The organism is Saccharothrix sp. HUAS TT1 (assembly GCF_040744945.1).
Taxonomy (GTDB): Bacteria; Actinomycetota; Actinomycetes; order Mycobacteriales; family Pseudonocardiaceae; genus Actinosynnema.
In genome coordinates, this window is the sequence record NZ_CP160453.1 from 1,858,612 (window position 1) to 1,877,326 (window position 18,715).

Genomic DNA, 18,715 nt, shown 5'->3' on the forward strand with positions numbered 1-18,715 from the left:
GTATCTACGGTCGCGGCAGCCCGTCCAGCAGTGACCTGTCCCCCGATGTGATGGCGCCGCTCGGCCGGCCCCACACCGCCCGGTACAGCGCGTCCGCGGTGCCCGCGACGATCGCGTCCGCATCGGTGGCCGAGCCGGTGGGGCGGCCGACCTCCGGCGGCTCGCCCGGCGTGAGCCGCAGCTCCCACGCCCGGCCCGCGTCGGCGGCGTGGAACAGCACGCGGCCCGCCCGCCCGACCGGCTCGCGCCGGGCGACGTGGGGCAGCATCCGGTCCAGGTACTCGTCGACGCCGTCGGCCGCGAACCCGGCGTCGAACAGCAGCGACGGCACCTCCGGGCCGTGCAGCGCGTGCTCGGCGTCCAGCCGGTGGATCGCCGTCTCGTGCGCCTGCCGCCGGGCCCAGAAGGCGTGGGTCTTCGGGCCGGTGAACGACCACGCGGGCGTGTTCGACGTGGTGCCGGCGAGCGCATCGGCCAGCTCGGTGAACCTCTTGTCCCACCAATCGAGCAGTTCGTCCCAGTCGGCGGGCCGGTCCTGCGGTCGCGGCCGCTCGCCGTCCGGCGGGGTGCGCAAGGCGGTCGACGCCCAGGAGTGCGTGAGCGCCAGGTGGTCGACCAGGTCCCGCACCGCCCAGCCCGGACAGGTCGGCGCCTGCGCGTCCGGCCCGGCGGCCAGGGCGGCGGCGCGCGCCGCGGCGTAGTGGGTCCTCAGCTGCTGCACGAGATCCGCGTGGTCCACCCCGCACAGCCTAGGGACCGACGACGTCCCAGGGCAGGGTCACCTCGCCGAGCCGCCACCGCTTCCGGTCGTCCAGCACCGGCCAGCCGCGCTCGGCCAGCAGCTCCACGGCCCGCACCCAGCGGGCCCGCGGGCCGTAGGGCGCGAACGGCGCGGACGTCGCCCAGCACGCGTCCAGCTCGCTCAGCAGCGCGTGCACCTTCTCGCCGGGCACGTTGTGGTGGATCAACGCCTTCGGCAGCCGTTCGGCCAGGTCGCCCGGGGTCTCCAGGTCGGCGGGCAGGCAGGACAGGGTGAACGTCCGCGGCCCGTCGGCGGTCAGCGCGACCCAGCAGCAGCGGCGGCCGATCTCGTCGCACGTGCCCTCCACCAGCACACCGCCCGGCGCGAGCCGGCCGACCATGGCGCCCCACGCCTCGGCGGCCTGCTCCTCGGTGTACTGGCGCAGCACGTTGAACGCGCGCAGCAGCACCGGGCGGGCCCCGGCCAGCTCGAACCCGCCGCGCCGGAAGTCCAGCCGCGGCGGGTCGGCGACCTCCTTGCCCGCGGCGACCCGGTCCGCGTCCAGCTCCAGGCCGAGCACGCGGACGTCCGGGTTGACCGCGCGCAGCCGTGCGGCCAGCTCCACGGTGGTGACCGGGGACGAGCCGTAGCCGAGGTCGACCACCAGCGGCTCGGGCCGGTCGAGCAGGTCGCGGTGGGTGTGCGCGACCCACCGGTCCACCCGGCGCAGGCGGTTCGGGTTCGTGGTGCCCCTGGTGGGCAGGCCGAGCGCGCGGGCCCGACCCGCGGCTAGGCGTGGCGTGCGAGCCATTCGGAGGTGAACTCGGTTTCCTTGTCCAGCAGCAGGGCCACCTGCTCGGCGATCAACGACTCGACCTTGCCGCCGACCAGCGGGATGCCCACCTTGGTCTGGCCGACGAGCAGCAACTCGCTGCCGGTCGGGGTGTCGCTGAGCGTGATCGTGCCCTCCAAGCGGCCCGGCACGCCCTTGAGCAGGCCCTCGATGGTGCCGGTCAGACCCGCCTCGGTCCACGTCTCGGTGCGCGTGATGACCAGGTCACCGCCCAGCACACCGCGCGCGAACGGCGGCAGGTGCTCGGCGGACACACCCTGCTTGAGCTGGTAGGACGTGGTGCCGCCGGTCGAGGTGAAGGTGATCAGCTCGGGGTCCGCGCCGCCCAGCACGGCCAACCGGTCCCGCAGGTAGGTCTCGTCCACCAGCGCTGCGTACACGTCCCGCGCGGGCCGGCGGGACGTGGTTCGGTGCTCGATGCGGCGTGCCATGTCGCGGAGGCTACCGTTCTCTGTCGTGACCACCCCGCCCTCCAGTGCCCGTGTGCCGCTGGCCGAGTGCACCACGCTGCGGCTCGGTGGCCCTGCGACGAGGTTCGCGCGCGCCGCCACAGCCGCCGAGCTGGTCGAGACCGTGCGCGCGTTGGACGCGGCCGGCGAACCGCTGCTGCTGCTCGGCGGCGGGTCGAACCTCGTGGTCTCCGACACCGGGTTCGCCGGCACCGTGGTGCAGGTCGGCACGGCGGGCCGGCGGCTGGACCCGCTGGGCGACGGCCTGGTGCAGCTCACCGTCGAGGCGGGCGAGGACTGGGACTCGGTGGTGGCCGAGGCCGTGGCGCAGGGGCTGGGCGGGCTGGAGTGCCTGTCCGGCATCCCCGGGCTGGTCGGGGCGACGCCGGTGCAGAACGTCGGCGCGTACGGCGTCGAGGTCGCGCAGGTGCTGACGTCGGTGGACCTGCTCGACCGGCGGACCGGCCGGGTGCACCAGGTGCCCGCGGAGGGGCTGGGGCTGGCGTACCGCACGAGCGTGCTGAAGGGCACGGACCAGGCGGTGGTGCTGCGGGCGCGGTTCGCGCTGACGGCGGGCGGCCAGTCGGCGCCCATCCGGTACGGCGAGCTGGCCAGGGTGCTCGGCGTCGCGCCGGGCGACCGGGTGCCCGCCGACGCGGCCCGCAAGGCGGTGCTGGAGCTGCGGCGCGGCAAGGGCATGGTGCTGGACGCGGCCGACCACGACACGTGGAGCGCGGGCTCGTTCTTCACCAACCCGCTGCTGGACGACTCCACGCTGGCCGGTGTGCTGATCCGGATCGCCGAGCGGCTGGGGTCGCACGTGGACGTGCCGACCTACCCGGCGGGGGCCGGGTTCGCGAAGCTGTCGGCGGCCTGGCTGATCGAGCGGGCCGGGTTCCAGCGCGGGTACCGGGGCGCCGGCGGTCGAGTGGCGTTGTCGGGCAAGCACACGCTGGCGCTGACCAACCGCGGCGGGGCCTCCACGGAGGACCTGTTGGACCTGGCGCGCGAGGTGCGCGACGGGGTGCGGACGGCGTTCGGGGTGGAGCTGCGGCCGGAACCCGTGCTGGTGGGCTGCGAGCTCTGACGCCCTGGGGTTGTCGGGTGCGTGGTCGTGGGGTGCGGCGGTCGTGGGTGCGGTGGTTGTGGTGTTCCAGGGGCCGGCGGTGGCGAGGCCGAACGGGTGACCACGTGTGACGAATCCTCACTCCGCGCGTTTCATGGAGGCAGGGGCACCTGTTGGAGGTCGTCATGGCCTACCCCGACGACGATCGCGCGGCCGTCAGGCCGATCAAGAAGCTGGTTGAGGACGACTTCCTGAGCCGGCCCGGTGTGGTGGGTGTCGACCTCGGCGAGAAGACCGTCGGCGGCCGGGCGACCGGTGAGCTGGCGATCGTGGTGTTCGTCCGGCGCAAGGGACCCGCCGCCCAGTTCGCCATCCCGCCGGACGTCCTCGGCGTGCCGACCGACGTGGTCGAGGACACGTTCCACCCGCACCACACCATCGCCTCGCCGGAGGGCGTGGGCGGCGCGGAGCGGCACGAGGTGCTGGCGGGCGGCATCGGGATCGGGCCGAGCCGGGCGATCCGGTTCGTGCCGCCGGACGTGCCCGAAGTGGACGACTACGTGGTGGCCGGGACGCTCGGCGCGCTGGTCACGCCGCGCCGCAGGCACGTGGTGATGGCGCTGACGTCCTTCCACGTCGCCTGCGTCGACGACGCCTGGGCGGTCGGCGACCCGATGGTGCACCCGTCCCGGATCGACGGTGGCCACCCGGTGCACGACCGGGTCGGCGCGCTGGCGCGGGCCGCGCTGTCCGGCCGGGTGGACGCCGCCGCGATCGTGCTGACCACGCCGCGGGTGCGGGCCGAGGTGGTGGGGCTGGGCGCGGTCACCGGGGCAGCCGACGCGCGGGTCAGCCTGCGGGTCCGCAAGCGGGGCCGCACGACCGCCGTCACCGAGGGCGTGGTGGCGTCGACGGACGCCGCGATCACGCTGGACTTCGGGGCGGGCATCGGCGTGCGCACCCTGCGCGACCAGATCCGGATCGAGACGCGGGGGTTCGCCGACCACGGCGACTCCGGCGCGGTGCTGCTGGACGACGGCAACCGCGTGGTCGGGCTCTACTGCGCCGGCAGCCCGACGCGCGGGTTCGCCAACCCGGTCGGCGCGGTGCTGGACCAGCTGGACGTGGACCTGCTGCTCACGCCCGGTGCACGCGTGTCGCCGACGCCTGCGCGCGGGGCTTGAGCACGATCTGGTCCAGGTTCACGTGCGACGGCCTGGTCACCGCGAACGCGATCACGTCCGCGACGTCGTCCGCGGTCAGCGGCGTCACGCCCTGGTAGACGGCGGCGGCACGGTCGGCGTCGCCGTCGAAGCGGTTCAACGAGAAGTCGGTCTCCACCATGCCCGGCAGGACCTCGGTGACGCGCACCGGCTGCCCGAGCAGTTCGCCGCGCAACGTCCGGTGCAGCGCGGACTGTGCGTGCTTGGCCGACGTGTAGCCGGAACCGTTGTCGTACGCCTCGTAAGCGGCGACCGAGGTGACGGAGACGACGTGACCGTCACCGGAGGCGATCAGCTTGGGCAGCAGGCCCTTGGTGACCCGCAGCGTGCCCAGGACGTTCGTCTCCCACATCCACCGCCAGTGCTCCTCGTCGGCCTCGGCGACGGTGGCCAGGCCGCGCGCGCCGCCGGCGTTGTTGACCAGGACCCGGGCGGCGGGGACGGCGTCCAGGAACGCCTCGACCGACGGCGCCGAGGTGACGTCGAGCTCGACGGCGGCGCCCCCGATCTCATCCGCGATAACCTTGAGGCGGTCGACCCGCCGGGCGCCCAGCACCACGTGGAAGCCCTCGGCGGCGAGCCTGCGGGCGGTGGCCTCACCGATACCCGCACTGGCTCCGGTCACGACTGCGATAGGACGGTTCACGGTGATGATCCTAGGTGTGCGATTCATGTGATCGAGATCACTCGCACCGGAGGTCCCGTGAGACGTCCTTCGATCAGGAGGTCGAACGTGCACAGGAGATTGGCGGCTCTGCTGCTCGGCTTGGCGTTGCTGGCCGGCTGCTCGGCGAAGGTGGAACAGGGCGCGGCCACACCGGTCGGCGGTGACGGCCCGCCGGTGGCCAAGATCACCACCGCGCCCGCCGACGGCGCCAAGGACGTGCCGGTGAACGTGCCGGTGCAGGTGACGGTGGCCGAGGGCACGATCGACCAGGTCGCCCTGACCAACCCCGAGGGGCAGCCCGTCGCGGGCGCGCTCACCGAGGACAAGAAAACCTGGACCAGCACCGAGCCGCTGGGGTACGGCAAGAGCTACACCTACTCGGGCCGGGCGATCGGCGCCGACGGCAGGCCGGTCGACCTCCAGGGCGCGTTCACCACCCTCACCCCGGCGTCGCAGGTGCGCGCCACGCTGTTCCCCGGCGACAACCAGACGATGGGCGTCGCGGTCCCGATCAAGGTCGAGTTCGACGTGGACGTGACCGACCGGGCGAGCGTGGAGAAGGCGCTGACCGTCACCAACTCGGCCGGCGTGGTGGGCAGCTGGGCGTGGCTGAACGCCCGCGAGGTGCACTACCGGCCGGAGAAGTACTGGCCCGCGAACACCCAGGTCCACGTCGAGGCGAAGCTGTACGGCGTGCCCTACGGCGGCGGCGCGTACGGCCGCGCGGACGTGACCAGCGACTTCACCATCGGCCGCAACCAGGTCGTGAAGATCGACACGCCGACGCACCAGCTGGTGGTGCAGCGCGACGGGCAGACGGTGGCGACCTACCCGGCGTCGTTCGGCAGGGACGCAGACCCGGAGCTGACCACGCCGAACGGCACGTTCGTGGTGATGCAGAAGAACGACACGTTCAGCTTCGACAACCCGCGTTACGGCTACACCAACGTGGTCAAGAAGTGGGCGGTGCGGTTCTCCAACCACGGCGAGTTCATCCACGAGAACAACGACAACGCGGCCAACATCGGCAAGGCGAACACGTCGCACGGGTGCGCGAACCTGCTGGAGGCCGACGCCAAGGCGTACTACGACAGCGCGCTGGTGGGTGACCCGGTGGAGGTGACGGGCTCGATCACCACCCTGCCCGCCCAGTTCGACTGGTACGACTGGCAGATCCCCTGGTCCCAGTGGCAAACCATGTCCGCCCTCTAACCCCCGCGAGTCGAACCCCCACGTCCCGCGTGTCGAACGTTCGCGTCCCGCGTGTCGAACGTTCGCGTCCCGCGTGTCCTACGTTCAGGGCGCGAGAGTCCTGCGTTGGGAGCGCGAGAGTCCTACGGTCAGGGCGCGAGAGTCCTACGGTCAGGGCGCGAGAGTCCTACGTTCGGGAGTCCTGAGTTCTACGTTCAGGGCGGTGGTGCTGTCCGGCTCGATTTGACATGGGGCCCTTACGGGCACCCCAGGCAGGCCAAAGCCGGCAGGCCCGGCGGGGTAAAGCGTCCCGCCGGGCCTGCCGGCTTCGTCCAGCCTATGGCACCCGAACCCATGTCAAATCGAGCCTCGGTGGGTTGGTGCGGTTGGGTGCGGTTGGGTTGTGGTGAGGTACACGGCGGAAAAACGCCGGTGGTGGGAAGTGGTGGGTTGACCTGGGCGTTGTCGTAGATCGTGCAGAACACTCTCCTCGACGCCGAGGGCGTCCGGCTGGCGGTTCGCGAGTCGGGTCCGCAGGACGGTCCGGCGGTCGTGCTGGTGCACGGCTGGGCGCAGTCCGGGGAGGTGTGGTCGCCGGATCCGTCCTTCCGCTCGTACGCGGTGGACCTGCGGGGGCACGGGGACTCGCAGGTCGCGGAGGGCGGGTACCGGGATTCGGCGTGCTGGGCGGCTGATCTGAAGGCCGTCCTGGATCACGTCGGGCGGCCGGCGGTGGTGGTCGGGTGGTCGTACGGCGGTGTGGTGATAGCCGACTACCTGCGGTTCCACGGGACGGCGCAGGTCAGCGGGGTGGTGCTGGTCGGCGCGATCACCGAGTTGGGGCGTGGTCGGCCCGGTGGTGCGGTCGGTGGGGTGATGCGGGCGGCGTTGCCGGGGGCGTTGTCGGACGACCCGGCGGTGGCGGTGCCCGCGTTGGCGTCGTTCTGGCAGGCGCAGGGTGTCGTGGGCGGTGAGCTGGTGCAACGGCTGCTGGGCACCTCGCTGCGCGTCCCGCCGCGGGTGCGGCGGGAGTTGTTCAAGCGGGACGTGGACAGCGCCGCAGTGCTGAAGGCGGTGGACAGGCCGACACTGGTGGTGCACGGCACCGCCGACGAGGTGGTCGACCCGGCCGCCGGGGAGTACGCGGCGGCCCTGATCCCCGGAGCCGACTTGCGCCGCTACGAACGCACCGGACACGCGCCCTTCCTGGAACGGCCCGAGCGCTTCGCCGCCGACCTGGCGGGCTTCGTGGCAGAGGTCTCGCGGTGAAGCGGGTCGCGGTGCTCTCCGTGCACACCTCGCCGCTGGAGCAGCCCGGGACGGGTGACGCGGGCGGGATGAACGTCTACATCGTGCAGACGGCCAGGCGGATGGCGCAGCGGGGGATCGCGGTGGAGATCTTCACGCGGGCCACGTCGTCCGACTTGCCGCCGGTGGCCGAACTGGCGCCCGGGGTGAAGGTCCGGCACGTGGTGGCGGGGCCGTTCGAGGGCCTGGGGAAGGAAGAACTGCCTGGTCAGCTGTGCGCGTTCACGGCGGGCGTGCTGAGGGCCGAGGCGCGGCACGAGCCGGGGCACTACGACGTGGTGCACTCGCACTACTGGCTGTCCGGGCAGGTCGGGTGGTTGGCGCGGGAGCGGTGGGCGGTGCCGTTGGTGCACACGGCGCACACGTTGGCCAAGGTGAAGAACCTGGCGCTGGCGGTGGACGACACGCCGGAGCCCCGGATGCGGGTGATCGGCGAGGAGCAGGTGGTCGCGGAGGCGGACCGGTTGGTGGCGAACACCGACGTCGAGGCCGCCGAGCTGGTCAAGCTGTACGACGCGGACCCCGGGAAGGTGCTGGTCGTGCCGCCGGGGGTGGACCTGGAGCGGTTCACGCCGGGTGACCGGGACGCGGCACGGTCGTCCCTGGGGTTGCGGCCCGAGTCCGTCGTGCTGGCGTTCGTGGGGCGGATCCAGCCGTTGAAGGCGCCGGACGTGCTGTTGCGCGCGGCGGCCGAGATGGTGGCGCGCGATCCCGGGTTGCGGTCGCGGCTGGTGGTGCTGGTCGTCGGCGGGCCGTCGGGGTCGGGGATGAAGACGCCGGAGGAGTTGGTCCGGCTGGCCTCGGAGCTGCGGATCTCGGACGTGGTGCGGTTCCTGCCACCGCAGGAGGGCGAGGCGTTGGCGCGGGTCTACCGGGCCGCGGACGTGGTCGCGGTGCCCAGTCACAACGAGTCGTTCGGGCTGGTCGCGCTGGAGGCGCAGGCGTGCGGGACGCCGGTGGTCGCGGCCGCGGTGGGCGGGTTGCCGGTGGCGGTCCGGGACGGGGTGTCCGGGGTGCTGGTGGACGGTCACGACGCGCAGTCGTGGGCGCGGGTGCTGTCCGGCATCGGGTTGAACCGGGCGTACCGGGAGGAGCTGGCCAGCAACGCGGTCGGGCACGCCCGCCGGTTCTCGTGGGACAGGACGACTGATTCACTGCTCGCGGGGTACGCCGAAGCACGGGACGTGTTCCGCGAGGAGGTCATCGCTTGAGCCTGGACGAGGTCATCAGCTCCACGTTGGACGAACGCGAGCTGCGCTACGACCGCAAGGGACCCGGTCGGTTCTTCGTGACCCTGCCCGGCACGAAGAAGCTGCAGACGAACTGCTGGCTGGTGCTCGGCAGGCACGCGCTGGTGGTCGAGGCGTTCGTCTGCCGCAAGCCGGACGAGTCGCACGAGGACGTTTACCGGTTCCTGTTGCGCCGCAACGCGAAGCTGTACGGCGTGCACTACACGATCGACACGACCGGCGACATCTACCTGGTCGGTCGGGTCGCGCTGCACGCCGTGACGCCGGACGAGCTGGACCGCGTGCTCGGGCAGGTGGTGGAGGCGGCCGACGGCGACTTCAACACGCTGCTGGAACTCGGCTTCGCCGGCGCGATCCAGCGCGAGTGGGACTGGCGGGTCTCGCGCGGCGAGTCGCTGGCCAACCTCCAGGCGTTCCGGCACCTGGTGTCCGAATCGTGATCACCCCCGCGCAACGGCCCTGAGCCCGCGCCCCGTCCCAGCGGTGACCGCAAACCTGGGAGGGGACCATGGGCAGACGGGTGGGACTGGCGCTGGCCGCGTTCGCGGTGCTGGCGCTGGCGGGGTGCTCGGCCGGGTCGTCGTCGGACTCGGCGGCCGGTCAGCCGGCGGTGGCGCCGGAGCGGGCGCAACCGGGCGGCACGCCGAAGCAGGAGGCCGCGGACCAGGGGCAGGCCCAGCAGGCCGGGACGTCGGCCCAGCAGGATCGCCTGCTGGTGCGCACCGCGACGATCGAGCTGGGCGCGGCGGACGCCGCCGCGGTGCTGGGCCGGGTCAAGGACCTGGTCATCGCCGAGGGCGGGTACTCGGCGCAGGAGAAGTCGCAGCCCCACCGGGCGTCCGTGACGTTCAAGGTGCCCGGTGACCGGCTGGACCCGGTGCTGGAGTCCGTCGGACGGCTGGAGGGCGTCAGCGTCACCCGGCGCGAGCTGCAGACCGAGGACGTGACCGAGCAGGTCGTGGACGTCGAGGCGCGGATCGCCAACCAGCGGGCCAGCGTGGAGCGGGTGCGGGGGCTGCTGGACCGGGCCACCACGACCGCGGAGATCACCGACATCGAGGCCGAGCTGACCGAGCGGCAGTCCGAGCTGGAGTCGCTGCAACGCCGGTACGAGACGTTGAAGGGGCAGGTGGCCCTGTCGACGTTGACCGTCGTCATCACGACGAGCGACGCGCCCGCGGTGGTGGCCGAGGAGGAGAACGGGTTCCTGGCCGCGTTCACCGGTGGCTGGAAGGCGCTGCTGGGGGCGTTCGGCTGGCTGCTGGTCGTGGTGGGCGCCGTGCTGCCGTTCGCGGTGGTGCTCGGCCTGCCCGCGTTCGGCTACCTCTGGTGGCGCCGTCGGCGGCGGGCCGGGACCACCCTGTTGCGCGGTGAATCCTGACGAAAACTCTACTCAGAGCAACATCGCGCGGGAGCGCGGGGCGGCTTGGGAGAGAGGGGGAGTCGCGAGTCAAGCCGCCCCGCGTCAGTCCCCGCTGAAAGTGGATCCGGGCGGGGGGAGCCCGGGATTCCAAGCGGGCCGCGGTTCGACGGGGGGATTGCGAACCGCGGAGGTGCCGCGCGGGCCGTTCGGAGTGCGTGGGAGCCGACCCGCGGGACCCTGCCAACTTGGCAGATGGCCGGTGATCACCACAAGGGGGCGCACTACTCCATTCGGGTCTTCTTAGCCGAGTTAAGTAACGCTGTAGCGCGACCGCCGACTGCCTTGACCATCCCTGTGGCTTGACTCACGATGGCGGGATCACGGCCCCCAGGATGAATGAGGCAGCCGCATGGTCTTCCGCAGTCCGTTCCCCGACGTCGAGGTCCCGGACGTCTCGCTGCACGAGTTGCTGTTCGCCGACCTCGGTGAGCGCGCCGACCGCGTCGCGCTGGTCGACGGCACCTCGGGCGCGTCCCTGACCTACACCCAGCTCGCCGGCGCGATCGACCGCCTGGCCGCTGCGCTGGCCGCCAAGGGGATCGGCAAGGGCGACGTGGTCGGCATCCTCAGCCCGAACACGCCGTACTACGCGGTCGTGTTCCACGGCATCCTGCGGGCGGGCGCCACCGCGACCACCATCAACGCCCTGTACACGGCGGACGAGGTCGCGCACCAGCTGACCGACGCGGGCGCGAAGATGCTGTTCACGGTGTCCGCGCTGCTGCCGAACGCGGCGCCGGGCGCCGAGAAGGCCGGCATCTCCGACGTGGTCGTGCTGGACGCCGCCGAGGGCTACCCGAGCCTGTCGTCGCTGCTGGCGAACACCGAACCGGTGCCGGAGGTGACCGTCGACCCGGCCGAGGACGTGGCCGTGCTGCCGTACTCGTCGGGCACGACCGGCCGGGCCAAGGGCGTGATGCTGACGCACCGCAACCTGGTCGCCAACATCGTCCAGTGCGGACCGCTGTTGAAGGTCAGCGGGCAGACGAAGGTCCTCGCCGTGCTGCCGTTCTTCCACATCTACGGCATGCAGGTGCTGATGAACAACGGCCTGCACGTCGGCGCGACGGTGGTGACGCTGCCGAAGTTCGACCTGCCCGAGTTCCTGCGGGTCATCCAGGACCACCGCACCGACCGCGTCTACATCGCCCCGCCGGTCGCCGTGGCGCTGGCCAAGCACCCCCTGGTCGACCAGTACGACCTGTCCGGCCTCGACGGCATCTTCTCCGGCGCCGCGCCGCTGGACGTCGACCTCGCGGCGGCCGTGGCCAAGCGCCTGGGGTGCCGCGTCTCGCAGGGGTACGGGATGACCGAGATGAGCCCGGTCAGCCACGCCATCCCGGACGGGCGCGACGACATCTCGGTCGGCACGGTCGGCGTGATCGCCCCGAACATGGAGTGCCGCTTCGTGGACCCGGCGACCGGCGAGGACGTGGGCGTCGGCGAACGCGGCGAACTCTGGTGCCGCGGCCCGAACGTGATGAAGGGCTACCTGAACAACCCCGAGGCGACCGCCGCCACCCTTGACGACGAGGGCTGGCTGCACACCGGCGACGTCGCCGTGATCGACGAGCGCGGCCTGGTCAGCATCGTGGACCGGGTCAAGGAGCTGATCAAGTACAAGGGCTACCAGGTGCCGCCCGCCGAGCTGGAGGCGTTGCTGCTGACGCACCCGGAGATCGCCGACGCGGCGGTCGTGGGCGTGCGCGACGCGGAGGGCGAGGAGGTGCCGAAGGCGTTCATCGTGCGGCAGCCGAACACCACCCTCGACGCGGCGGCGGTGATGGAGTTCGTCGCGTCCCAGGTCGCGCCGCACAAGAAGGTGCGGGTCGTGGAGTTCATCGAAGCGATCCCGAAGTCGGCGGCGGGCAAGATCCTGCGGAAGGATCTCCGCGCCCGTGAGGCCAGTTGATCGGGTGACCGGTTGGCGCAGGTGAGGCGCTTGAACCATACCTGACCTGCGCCAACAGGATCACGAATAAGTTGAGCACCTGTCATGTTCTGTCGGTCGTGGTGGCTTCTTGCCGCTTCTCACGGAACATGCACGGAACAACGGAAGCCCCCGGCGGTGATCGCTGCCGGGGGCTTCGTCATGCACTTCACCTGGGCAAACTTTCTGTCGTCTCGCAGAATGCAGCCGACTGTTCGGCGTCGGCACCGGCACGTGCCTGATGAGGAAGCAGACACTGGGCCGCCCTGGCTTCCGTCGCCTCGACCGGCGCTGGAACTGCTGCACCGAACTAGGCCAATCCCCTTTTACTTGGCCTCACAGCAGCGACCGCTAACGTCCCTGCAGGTCCATCCGGGTCGTTTGGGGTATCGGAGTGTAGCTTCTGCTACAGACCAATCCGTTTCTACTAGGCTTTTTTTGAACGTGCACATGGATGTGGATGTGTGTGCAGTTCGCATCACGTCCGGCTTGGATGACGGTGCTAGCACCTGATGCAGAGCCATGCTGTGCATGGAGGATGCTCTCCGGTGCTGACTTTCGCTGGTCGAACAACCGGTCCTCCTCTGCACGCCGTCCGGGGCGGATGAAATGAGACTACCTGCACCTTATGCGCGGCGGTGTGCATAGCTCGTGCAGCTAGGTTCGATCTGGTTCATCTAGCCGTCCTCGCCGAGAAGGTCGTTGATCCGCTGGTTCGACTTCTCGCGTTGACCGTCGAGCACCTTGGCGTAGACCTTGAGCAGAACGGCCACCGAGTGCCCCGCCCGTTCCGCCACCTCAACCGCGGGCACCCCGGCCGCCAGCCAGGTCGAGACGGCCGCGTGCCGCAGGGCGTACGGCTCGTCCGCCAACGGCGAAGCGGCCTGAGAGGGCGACAGGCCGACCAGTCGCACCTTCCGCCACGCTGCCGTGTAGACCGACGAGTTAATCGGCTCAGTGCTCTTCAGGCCCCGGAAAAGACGGCCGTCCGGCGTGGTGCCGAACCGGTCGAGGTGCCACCGGAGGATGGCGACCAGAGCGGGCGGGATGGGCACCGGCCGAGTCGCGCCGTCAGGCCGCCGCTTCAAGTTGCGCTCCTCCCAGCCCGTCCCCGAGTCCGTGTAGCGCGCCACGGCGCGGGTCGCCGACTTCTCCAGCAGAAGTTCACCCCAGCCGGTTTCAGGCAGTTCGCAGTCCGTCTCACGGAGCCTGTTGACCTCGCCGGGCCGCAGACCCGCGTAGTACATGGTCGCGAAGAAACCGAACAGGTAGTCTTAACTCCCCGGTCGTCTCCCGGCGTAGGTCACAGCCGCCAGGAGCTGCCGTGCCTGCTTCGGGTTCACGACCGACCGAGGATCGACTTCGTTGATCGTGTCCTGGCCGGTTACCCGCAGTCCCGCCAGCGGGTTCGCCGCCAGCTCACCGACCTTGACCGCGTAGCCGAGCAGCAAGCTGACCACAGCACGTCGGGACTTCGCCGTCCACGCGGTGGTGGCCTTCCCGTCGAGCTTGCGCGCCAACGTCCGCAGCACCTTGTCCAGCTCCACGCCATCCGCCAACTCGCGGGCCGGACGGGAGGCAGTTCCAAGCCACTGCGCCGCCTCCTGCTGCTCATCGGTGAGCTGGTGCGGTCTCAGTTCAGGCGGAAGCAGCAGACACGTGGTCAACGTGCGCCTCAGCGTCATGGGAGTAGGTGCTCCATGCTGCGAGGTGACGAATGCGGCGACCGGAATCGCACAGGCATCCACGTACCGTTTCCGCGTGTTGGGTGCGACCTCATTCCACTCGTGCTCGATGAACTCCTGCGCGAGCTGCAACAACGACCGCACCGATTTCGCCTTGATTTCCGACTCCGGGAGACCGGTTCCGATGTCGAACGCCTGCCCCTCACGGGCCGCCTGTACAAGATCGTTACGCCGGTTGCTGGCCAGCGCCTTAGTCCGGTACCACTCGGAGTGCTCTCTACCTGCGGTGACCCAGCGAACGCCGTAGGGCTTCGGTCGCTTCTCGCCGTTCCTGTCCGGCTTGAGAGTCTTCAGTTCCCAGATGTTGACCTTGTAAGTAAGGCTCACGCAGCCGCGCTCCGCAGGCGAGCCAGCCAGGCGTTGTAGGGGCTTCGCCACATCTCCACCACGGTCACCGTCCACGCGGCAAGGTTGGAAAGGGCTCAGTGACAACCACCCTAAGCGTGGGCCGACACGTGTTGGACCGCAGTGTTCAGAGTTTCTTCTCTTCTTCAAGGCGGCCCCCTCCGGGGGCCGCTGACCGTTCAGAGTTCGTAAAGGTCGTCGCGGACAGACTTCGGCAGTGTTCTATGTCGCGCCAACGTGGGCCTTGCGGCCCACGGGCGCGACACCCAAGGCACCGAAGCCCGTCCGCGACGACCTGGAGGCACGGTCAGCAGCCCCACCTGACCTACCTCGATGGGTTGGGGTTATGCGTACACGGCGTGTCACCGTTCGACGGGGATGCCGTACTACTGTGCTGTGAACTCGGATACTATATCCGTCAAGTTATCGTGGCACCCTCAGCATGGAGGCGAGCGTGACAGTGCAGTATGACTATGAGTCACTAGGGGCGGACCGCTTCCAACAACTATGTCAGGCCCTCCTTGCCGCTAAACTTCCTGACATCCAGTGCTTCCCTGTCGGGATGCCGGATGGAGGCCGAGACGCTGCACTTCCCGCGGCCCCCACAAGCGATTCCGTCGTGTATCAAGTAAAGTATCGGAAGCCCACCCCAAATAGGCTTGCCACTGCCAATGAGATTGAGAAGTGGGTTATAAACGCACTCAATGGCGAACTGGAGAAAGTCCGCGTACTCGCATCCCGTGGTACCAACAAGTACATCCTTCTTACTAACGCGCAATGTTCTTCGCATCAAGATGAAGGAACACGCGACCGCGTGCAGAAGTGGTTGAATGAGAATATGCCCGTTTCAGCTCAAGTCTGGTGGCGAGACGATATTGACAGGCGTCTAGACTCGGAACGTGAGATAAAACGCACGTATGGCTTCCTTCGCGATACCGTCGGTCTAGCCGAGTTGCTTGACCTTAGGCAACCGAACATTGACGACGATGAATTTCTGAAGATTGCGCGATCCGATCCTCGGGTTAACGCACTAACCAAGTATCTAGCACACCAATACCGCCGCGATCGAGTTGTCAAATTTAAGCAGGCGGAATTGGAGCCGCAACTTTTAGATGTATTTATCGACGTCCCGCTAGTCGTTCCACCGCAAAGTAAAATTGACGACCCCGCCGTCCGCAATATTCTTAACTCCGACTGGCACACGGCTCGCTCACTTAACGATACCCTTGAGCGATGGTCCGGCATCTTGGGAAGAGATGTGACGGAAACGTTTATTGCGACCAACAGGGCGGAAGGACCGCTTGCGGCGACGTGCTTACTGGCAGAGGGTTTCAGATCTGACAGCGGCGCCGAGTTTTTGAAGTTTGTCCTAGAGGGCGCTCCTGGCCAAGGTAAATCAACCATCGGGCAATATCTGTGTCAGGTACATCGAGCTCGCCTCTTGAACACGCCCGAGGTAAAGCGCTTCCCTCCAGAACACCGTTCTAGTCCCATCTTCTTGCCACTCCATGTCGATCTACGCGATCTAGCTGCCTGGCTACGTAAGCAAGATCCATTTGACATAACATTTAAAGGCACGCCGCCAGACTGGTCGAACACGCTAGAATCATTTCTTGCAGCGCAAGTTCGACGCCAATCCGGCGGAATGCTTTTTACGGTAACTGACCTCGACAGCATTCTGCGTGCAACACCGGCTCTACTCGTTCTGGACGGTCTAGACGAGGTGCCCGATCTTAATGACCGCCGCGCAGTAGTTTCGTGTGTGAATGAAGCGCTTGCGCGAATCGAGCCGTTCAGTCCATCCTTTCGTACGATTGCGACTAGTAGGCCAAGCTCATTCGCCAAGACTCCCGGGTTCTCTAAGAAGGAATACGTCTACCTGACGCTAGGCGATCTACCTCTCGCCTCGGTACTGGAGTACACGGATGGTTGGCTGAAGTCTCGAAATGTGGCCCACCAGGCCGCCTATGAAATCCGGCAAGTGCTTGGTCAGCGCCTTGGACAGCCACACATTATCGATCTCGCTCGAAACCCGATGCAGCTTGCGATTCTTCTATGGCTAGTGAGGAAGAAAGGTCTGTCGCTGCCAGATAAGCGAACAGCTCTATATAGGGACTACATGGAAACATTCCTTGATCGAGAGGCGGAAAAAAGTCCTATTGTTCGGGATGAGCGAGAACTCATCTTGGATCTCCACGGATACGTGGCATGGGAATTACATTGCCTTGCGGAATCAGGGGAATCAAACGGAAGCATCTCCGAAATCAAGCTCAAGGGTATGCTTAAAGGCTACCTACAAACCCACGGATATAAGAAAAAGAAGATCGACCTGGTCGACCAGTTGTTCACGGGAATGACCGACCGTGTGATGGTTTTGACCAGTAGGGTTGAAAACACGTTCGAGTTCGAAGTGCAGCCTTTACGTGAGTACTTTGCAGCCAAGTACCTGTACTCGACGGCTAGAAATTCTACGCAAGGTGCCGAGAGGAGCGGCAATAGGTCAGATCGGTTCGACGCCCTGATTCGAAACCCTTATTGGTGGAACGTTGCACGTTTCTATGCCGGGTTCTCAGACGTTGGCGAACTGTCTAATATCGCCGACCTTCTCGAAGACCTCGTGCAGCCAGGGCAAGACTTTTCGCTGATTTCGTACTCACGGCAAGCTGCGCTCTCTCTTCTTCGTGATCAGGTCTTCTCTCAGAAGCCACGCGCACAAGCTCGTGTAGTCGAGTTAATATGCTCTGAGGACGCGGTTAGCCTCCTAGCTGTCGCGAATGAGAACCTATCAATCTCAGCGGACTCAGGTGGTGATGAAGTCGTTGAGAAAATGATCGCGCGTATTGAGCGCCAAGCTTCCTCTGGAATTGCTGAGTACGCTTCCGCGCAGATGTTGTCTGCTAACTTAGGTTCGGCCGAGCTGGCCTCTTGGTGGTATCAAAGATGGTCGTCAGCCTCAAGCCCTCTTGTTCGACGGAGATGGCTAGCACTCGGCAATACTATGCGCGTGATCCGCGTACTCCCTGCTGAGCAGGTCTCTCAAGTGATTGAGCACATCGGTGATGATGTGCTCTCCTGGCATCTCCTCCTCAATCAGGTTAACGTAACGCGAATCACCATTGACGACAACAGTTTTCCGTCATTCTTGAATGCGTTCAGGTCTGGAGTGTCACTGGACGCACCAGTATCCTATAATTCCATAACTCCCACTATCGGTCTACTGTCCATGACCTCGCTCTCATACGTGAGCTACTATGTGCAGAATGGCAGGCACAGAATTAATTCACGTAGATGGTCAGAAAAGCGTCCAGATACCGAAGTGGTGCGCCTGATCTATCGGATTTCGGACGCATATCAGGCATTTAACGCATCGGATGCCCGGAATTCTATAGGGTCGTGGATAGGGCTTAACGCACTGGTTGAAGAAGCTCTTGGCGGTAGGTGTAAACGTAGTCTAGCAATGGCCGCTGTTGCGGGCGAGGTGCGAAGTGGAAACCTGCCTCGCAGTCAGTTTTGCGACCTTTTAGACCAGTCTATATCGCCAGTGCAGCGAGCAAGATATGCGCGACAACGCCGTAACAGTGTCGAATGGTGGAGCGAGCAACTGCGCAGTATCACCAGCGTCGATGATGCATTCTTTGCGCTATCTTGCATTTTGCAGTGGGCTCCGAATAGTGTTCTGTGGGATAATCGAAGCGTACTTGCTCCATGGGTCAACCAGATGGACGTCTATTCACTTCGTACGCTGCACTCGCTGCGGAGTCCATACATGGTACACGCGATTACTCAAAGCAATTGGAATTCTAGCAGGGCGAGCGCTCCCATGCTTTATCTTGCATCCGCAAAATTGGCGAGCGAGGATGCAATGGTTGTGCTAGCGAAAGTTGCTCGGCAAAGGCGGGACAGGGAGCTGGCTGGCCTTGCTGCGATAGCCTGGTTGCAAAGAATGGCATTCACAAGGGGAAGTTGGTCGGAAGAATCTGTCAATGATCTTGCCGAGGCGTATACGATTGTCAGGCGTAGTACAACCCATTTTTCTCTCTTCACTACGGATCAACGGCTCAATCTAGTCATCGCTCGAGCGATCTTGCAGCGTGCCCGAGAATTGCCTCCCGGCGTAGTCATGTCAGCCAGTGAATCCCTTACAGCGGATTTGGGTCGGCGTACCCCCTCGCTGGCGTCAGTGGCCGCCAAAGGTGACTGGTACGACTTGGACGGTGAGAGCTGAATAGAGGTCGCACGTGCCATGCATTGATTACGCATCTCGAGCTAACCGTTGTGAAAACAATGATACTGTTTTCTTACAACGGGTGAATGGATGACCGCAGCACTCGATCACCGAGCGAGGTTATGTATCTGCAGAAGGCCTTGTCTGATATCGACCACCTTAAGTCGGAACGAGCGCGTGCGACGCAGCCAGATTGGGCTGGGCACGGCGCTCGGCTGCCGCGCCTGTGGGCTGGTCGACGCCTTGACGGCGTCGACCAGCCCACAGGCTTGCCTACGGCATACCTAGAACGCCCTAG

The 18,715-nt window shown here is 66.9% G+C and carries 15 protein-coding genes; 9 read left to right on the forward strand and 6 right to left on the reverse strand.

The features are described from left to right. Nucleotides 1–4: 4 nt before the first annotated feature. The 3 genes from AB0F89_RS09175 to AB0F89_RS09185 are packed head-to-tail and all read right to left on the reverse strand — an operon-like array spanning nt 5 to nt 2,026. Entirely contained in the window at nt 5–739 is a 735-nt protein-coding gene (locus AB0F89_RS09175; RefSeq protein WP_367134527.1) for a maleylpyruvate isomerase family mycothiol-dependent enzyme, read from the reverse strand. 10 nt (nt 740–749) lie between these two features. Beyond that, the gene (locus tag AB0F89_RS09180) at nt 750–1,553 is read right to left on the reverse strand and encodes a class I SAM-dependent methyltransferase (protein WP_367134529.1); all 804 of its coding nucleotides are present in this window, start codon (nt 1,551–1,553) and stop codon (nt 750–752) included. Further along, entirely contained in the window at nt 1,532–2,026 is a 495-nt protein-coding gene (locus tag AB0F89_RS09185; RefSeq protein ID WP_367134531.1) for a DUF2505 domain-containing protein, read from the reverse strand. Before AB0F89_RS09185 ends, AB0F89_RS09180 begins: the two co-directional genes overlap by 22 nt. Here AB0F89_RS09185 and AB0F89_RS09190 point away from each other — a divergent pair. Together AB0F89_RS09190 and AB0F89_RS09195 are read left to right on the forward strand one after the other, a co-directional pair. Continuing rightward, a complete protein-coding gene (locus AB0F89_RS09190) occupies nt 2,025–3,131 on the forward strand; it encodes a UDP-N-acetylmuramate dehydrogenase (protein ID WP_367134533.1) in 1,107 nt (368 codons plus the stop codon). The genes AB0F89_RS09185 and AB0F89_RS09190 overlap by 2 nt on opposite strands. Before the next feature lie 164 nt (nt 3,132–3,295). Then, nucleotides 3,296–4,294, forward strand: a complete 999-nt coding sequence (locus AB0F89_RS09195) for a hypothetical protein (RefSeq protein WP_367134535.1) — start codon at nt 3,296–3,298, stop codon at nt 4,292–4,294. Here the strand turns inward: AB0F89_RS09195 and AB0F89_RS09200 are convergent. Next, nucleotides 4,248–4,979, reverse strand: a complete 732-nt coding sequence (locus AB0F89_RS09200) for an SDR family NAD(P)-dependent oxidoreductase (protein WP_367134537.1) — start codon at nt 4,977–4,979, stop codon at nt 4,248–4,250. The two genes, AB0F89_RS09195 and AB0F89_RS09200, sit on opposite strands and share 47 nt — an antisense overlap. Before the next feature lie 87 nt (nt 4,980–5,066). Here AB0F89_RS09200 and AB0F89_RS09205 point away from each other — a divergent pair, with 87 nt between their 5' ends. From AB0F89_RS09205 to AB0F89_RS09230, 6 genes are all read left to right on the forward strand, one after another. Beyond that, nucleotides 5,067–6,212, forward strand: a complete 1,146-nt coding sequence (locus tag AB0F89_RS09205; RefSeq protein ID WP_367134539.1) for an Ig-like domain-containing protein — start codon at nt 5,067–5,069, stop codon at nt 6,210–6,212. A 453-nt stretch (nt 6,213–6,665) separates the two neighbouring features. Beyond that, entirely contained in the window at nt 6,666–7,460 is a 795-nt protein-coding gene (locus AB0F89_RS09210) for an alpha/beta fold hydrolase (RefSeq protein WP_367134541.1), read from the forward strand. Further along, on the forward strand, nt 7,457–8,710 hold the full coding sequence (mshA, locus tag AB0F89_RS09215; protein ID WP_367134543.1) for a D-inositol-3-phosphate glycosyltransferase: 1,254 nt from the start codon (nt 7,457–7,459) through the stop codon (nt 8,708–8,710). The genes AB0F89_RS09210 and mshA overlap by 4 nt, the downstream gene beginning before the upstream one ends. Further along, a complete protein-coding gene (locus AB0F89_RS09220; RefSeq protein ID WP_367134545.1) occupies nt 8,707–9,189 on the forward strand; it encodes a YbjN domain-containing protein in 483 nt (160 codons plus the stop codon). The genes mshA and AB0F89_RS09220 overlap by 4 nt, the downstream gene beginning before the upstream one ends. A gap of 68 nt (nt 9,190–9,257) precedes the next feature. Beyond that, a complete protein-coding gene (locus AB0F89_RS09225) occupies nt 9,258–10,130 on the forward strand; it encodes a DUF4349 domain-containing protein (protein WP_367134547.1) in 873 nt (290 codons plus the stop codon). A gap of 391 nt (nt 10,131–10,521) precedes the next feature. Then, entirely contained in the window at nt 10,522–12,084 is a 1,563-nt protein-coding gene (locus tag AB0F89_RS09230; protein WP_367134549.1) for a 4-coumarate--CoA ligase family protein, read from the forward strand. 695 nt (nt 12,085–12,779) lie between these two features. On the opposite strand, the gene AB0F89_RS09235 is transcribed toward AB0F89_RS09230, so the two are convergent. Next, nucleotides 12,780–13,349 carry a hypothetical protein gene (locus AB0F89_RS09235; protein ID WP_367134551.1) on the reverse strand — a complete coding sequence of 190 codons (570 nt, stop codon included), beginning with the start codon at nt 13,347–13,349 and terminating at the stop codon, nt 12,780–12,782. A 27-nt stretch (nt 13,350–13,376) separates the two neighbouring features. Further along, nucleotides 13,377–14,249 (reverse strand): hypothetical protein, encoded by an 873-nt coding sequence (locus tag AB0F89_RS09240; protein ID WP_367134553.1) that lies wholly within the window; start codon nt 14,247–14,249, stop codon nt 13,377–13,379. A gap of 397 nt (nt 14,250–14,646) precedes the next feature. Here AB0F89_RS09240 and AB0F89_RS09245 point away from each other — a divergent pair, with 397 nt between their 5' ends. Continuing rightward, nucleotides 14,647–18,417, forward strand: coding sequence for an NACHT domain-containing NTPase (locus AB0F89_RS09245; protein WP_367134555.1), 3,771 nt, complete (start codon nt 14,647–14,649; stop codon nt 18,415–18,417). The last annotated feature ends 298 nt before the right edge of the window (nt 18,418–18,715 follow it).

What these genes read in the sequence shown, in the direction of transcription:
- AB0F89_RS09180 (WP_367134529.1), bottom strand. Translation starts at nt 1,553, where the DNA reads ATGGCTCGCACGCCACGCCTAGCCGCGGGTCGGGCCCGCGCGCTCGGC.
- AB0F89_RS09190 (WP_367134533.1), top strand. Translation starts at nt 2,025, where the DNA reads ATGTCGCGGAGGCTACCGTTCTCTGTCGTGACCACCCCGCCCTCCAGT.
- AB0F89_RS09185 (WP_367134531.1), bottom strand. Translation starts at nt 2,026, where the DNA reads ATGGCACGCCGCATCGAGCACCGAACCACGTCCCGCCGGCCCGCGCGG.
- AB0F89_RS09195 (WP_367134535.1), top strand. Translation starts at nt 3,296, where the DNA reads ATGGCCTACCCCGACGACGATCGCGCGGCCGTCAGGCCGATCAAGAAG.
- AB0F89_RS09225 (WP_367134547.1), top strand. Translation starts at nt 9,258, where the DNA reads ATGGGCAGACGGGTGGGACTGGCGCTGGCCGCGTTCGCGGTGCTGGCG.
- AB0F89_RS09230 (WP_367134549.1), top strand. Translation starts at nt 10,522, where the DNA reads ATGGTCTTCCGCAGTCCGTTCCCCGACGTCGAGGTCCCGGACGTCTCG.
- AB0F89_RS09235 (WP_367134551.1), bottom strand. Translation starts at nt 13,349, where the DNA reads ATGTACTACGCGGGTCTGCGGCCCGGCGAGGTCAACAGGCTCCGTGAG.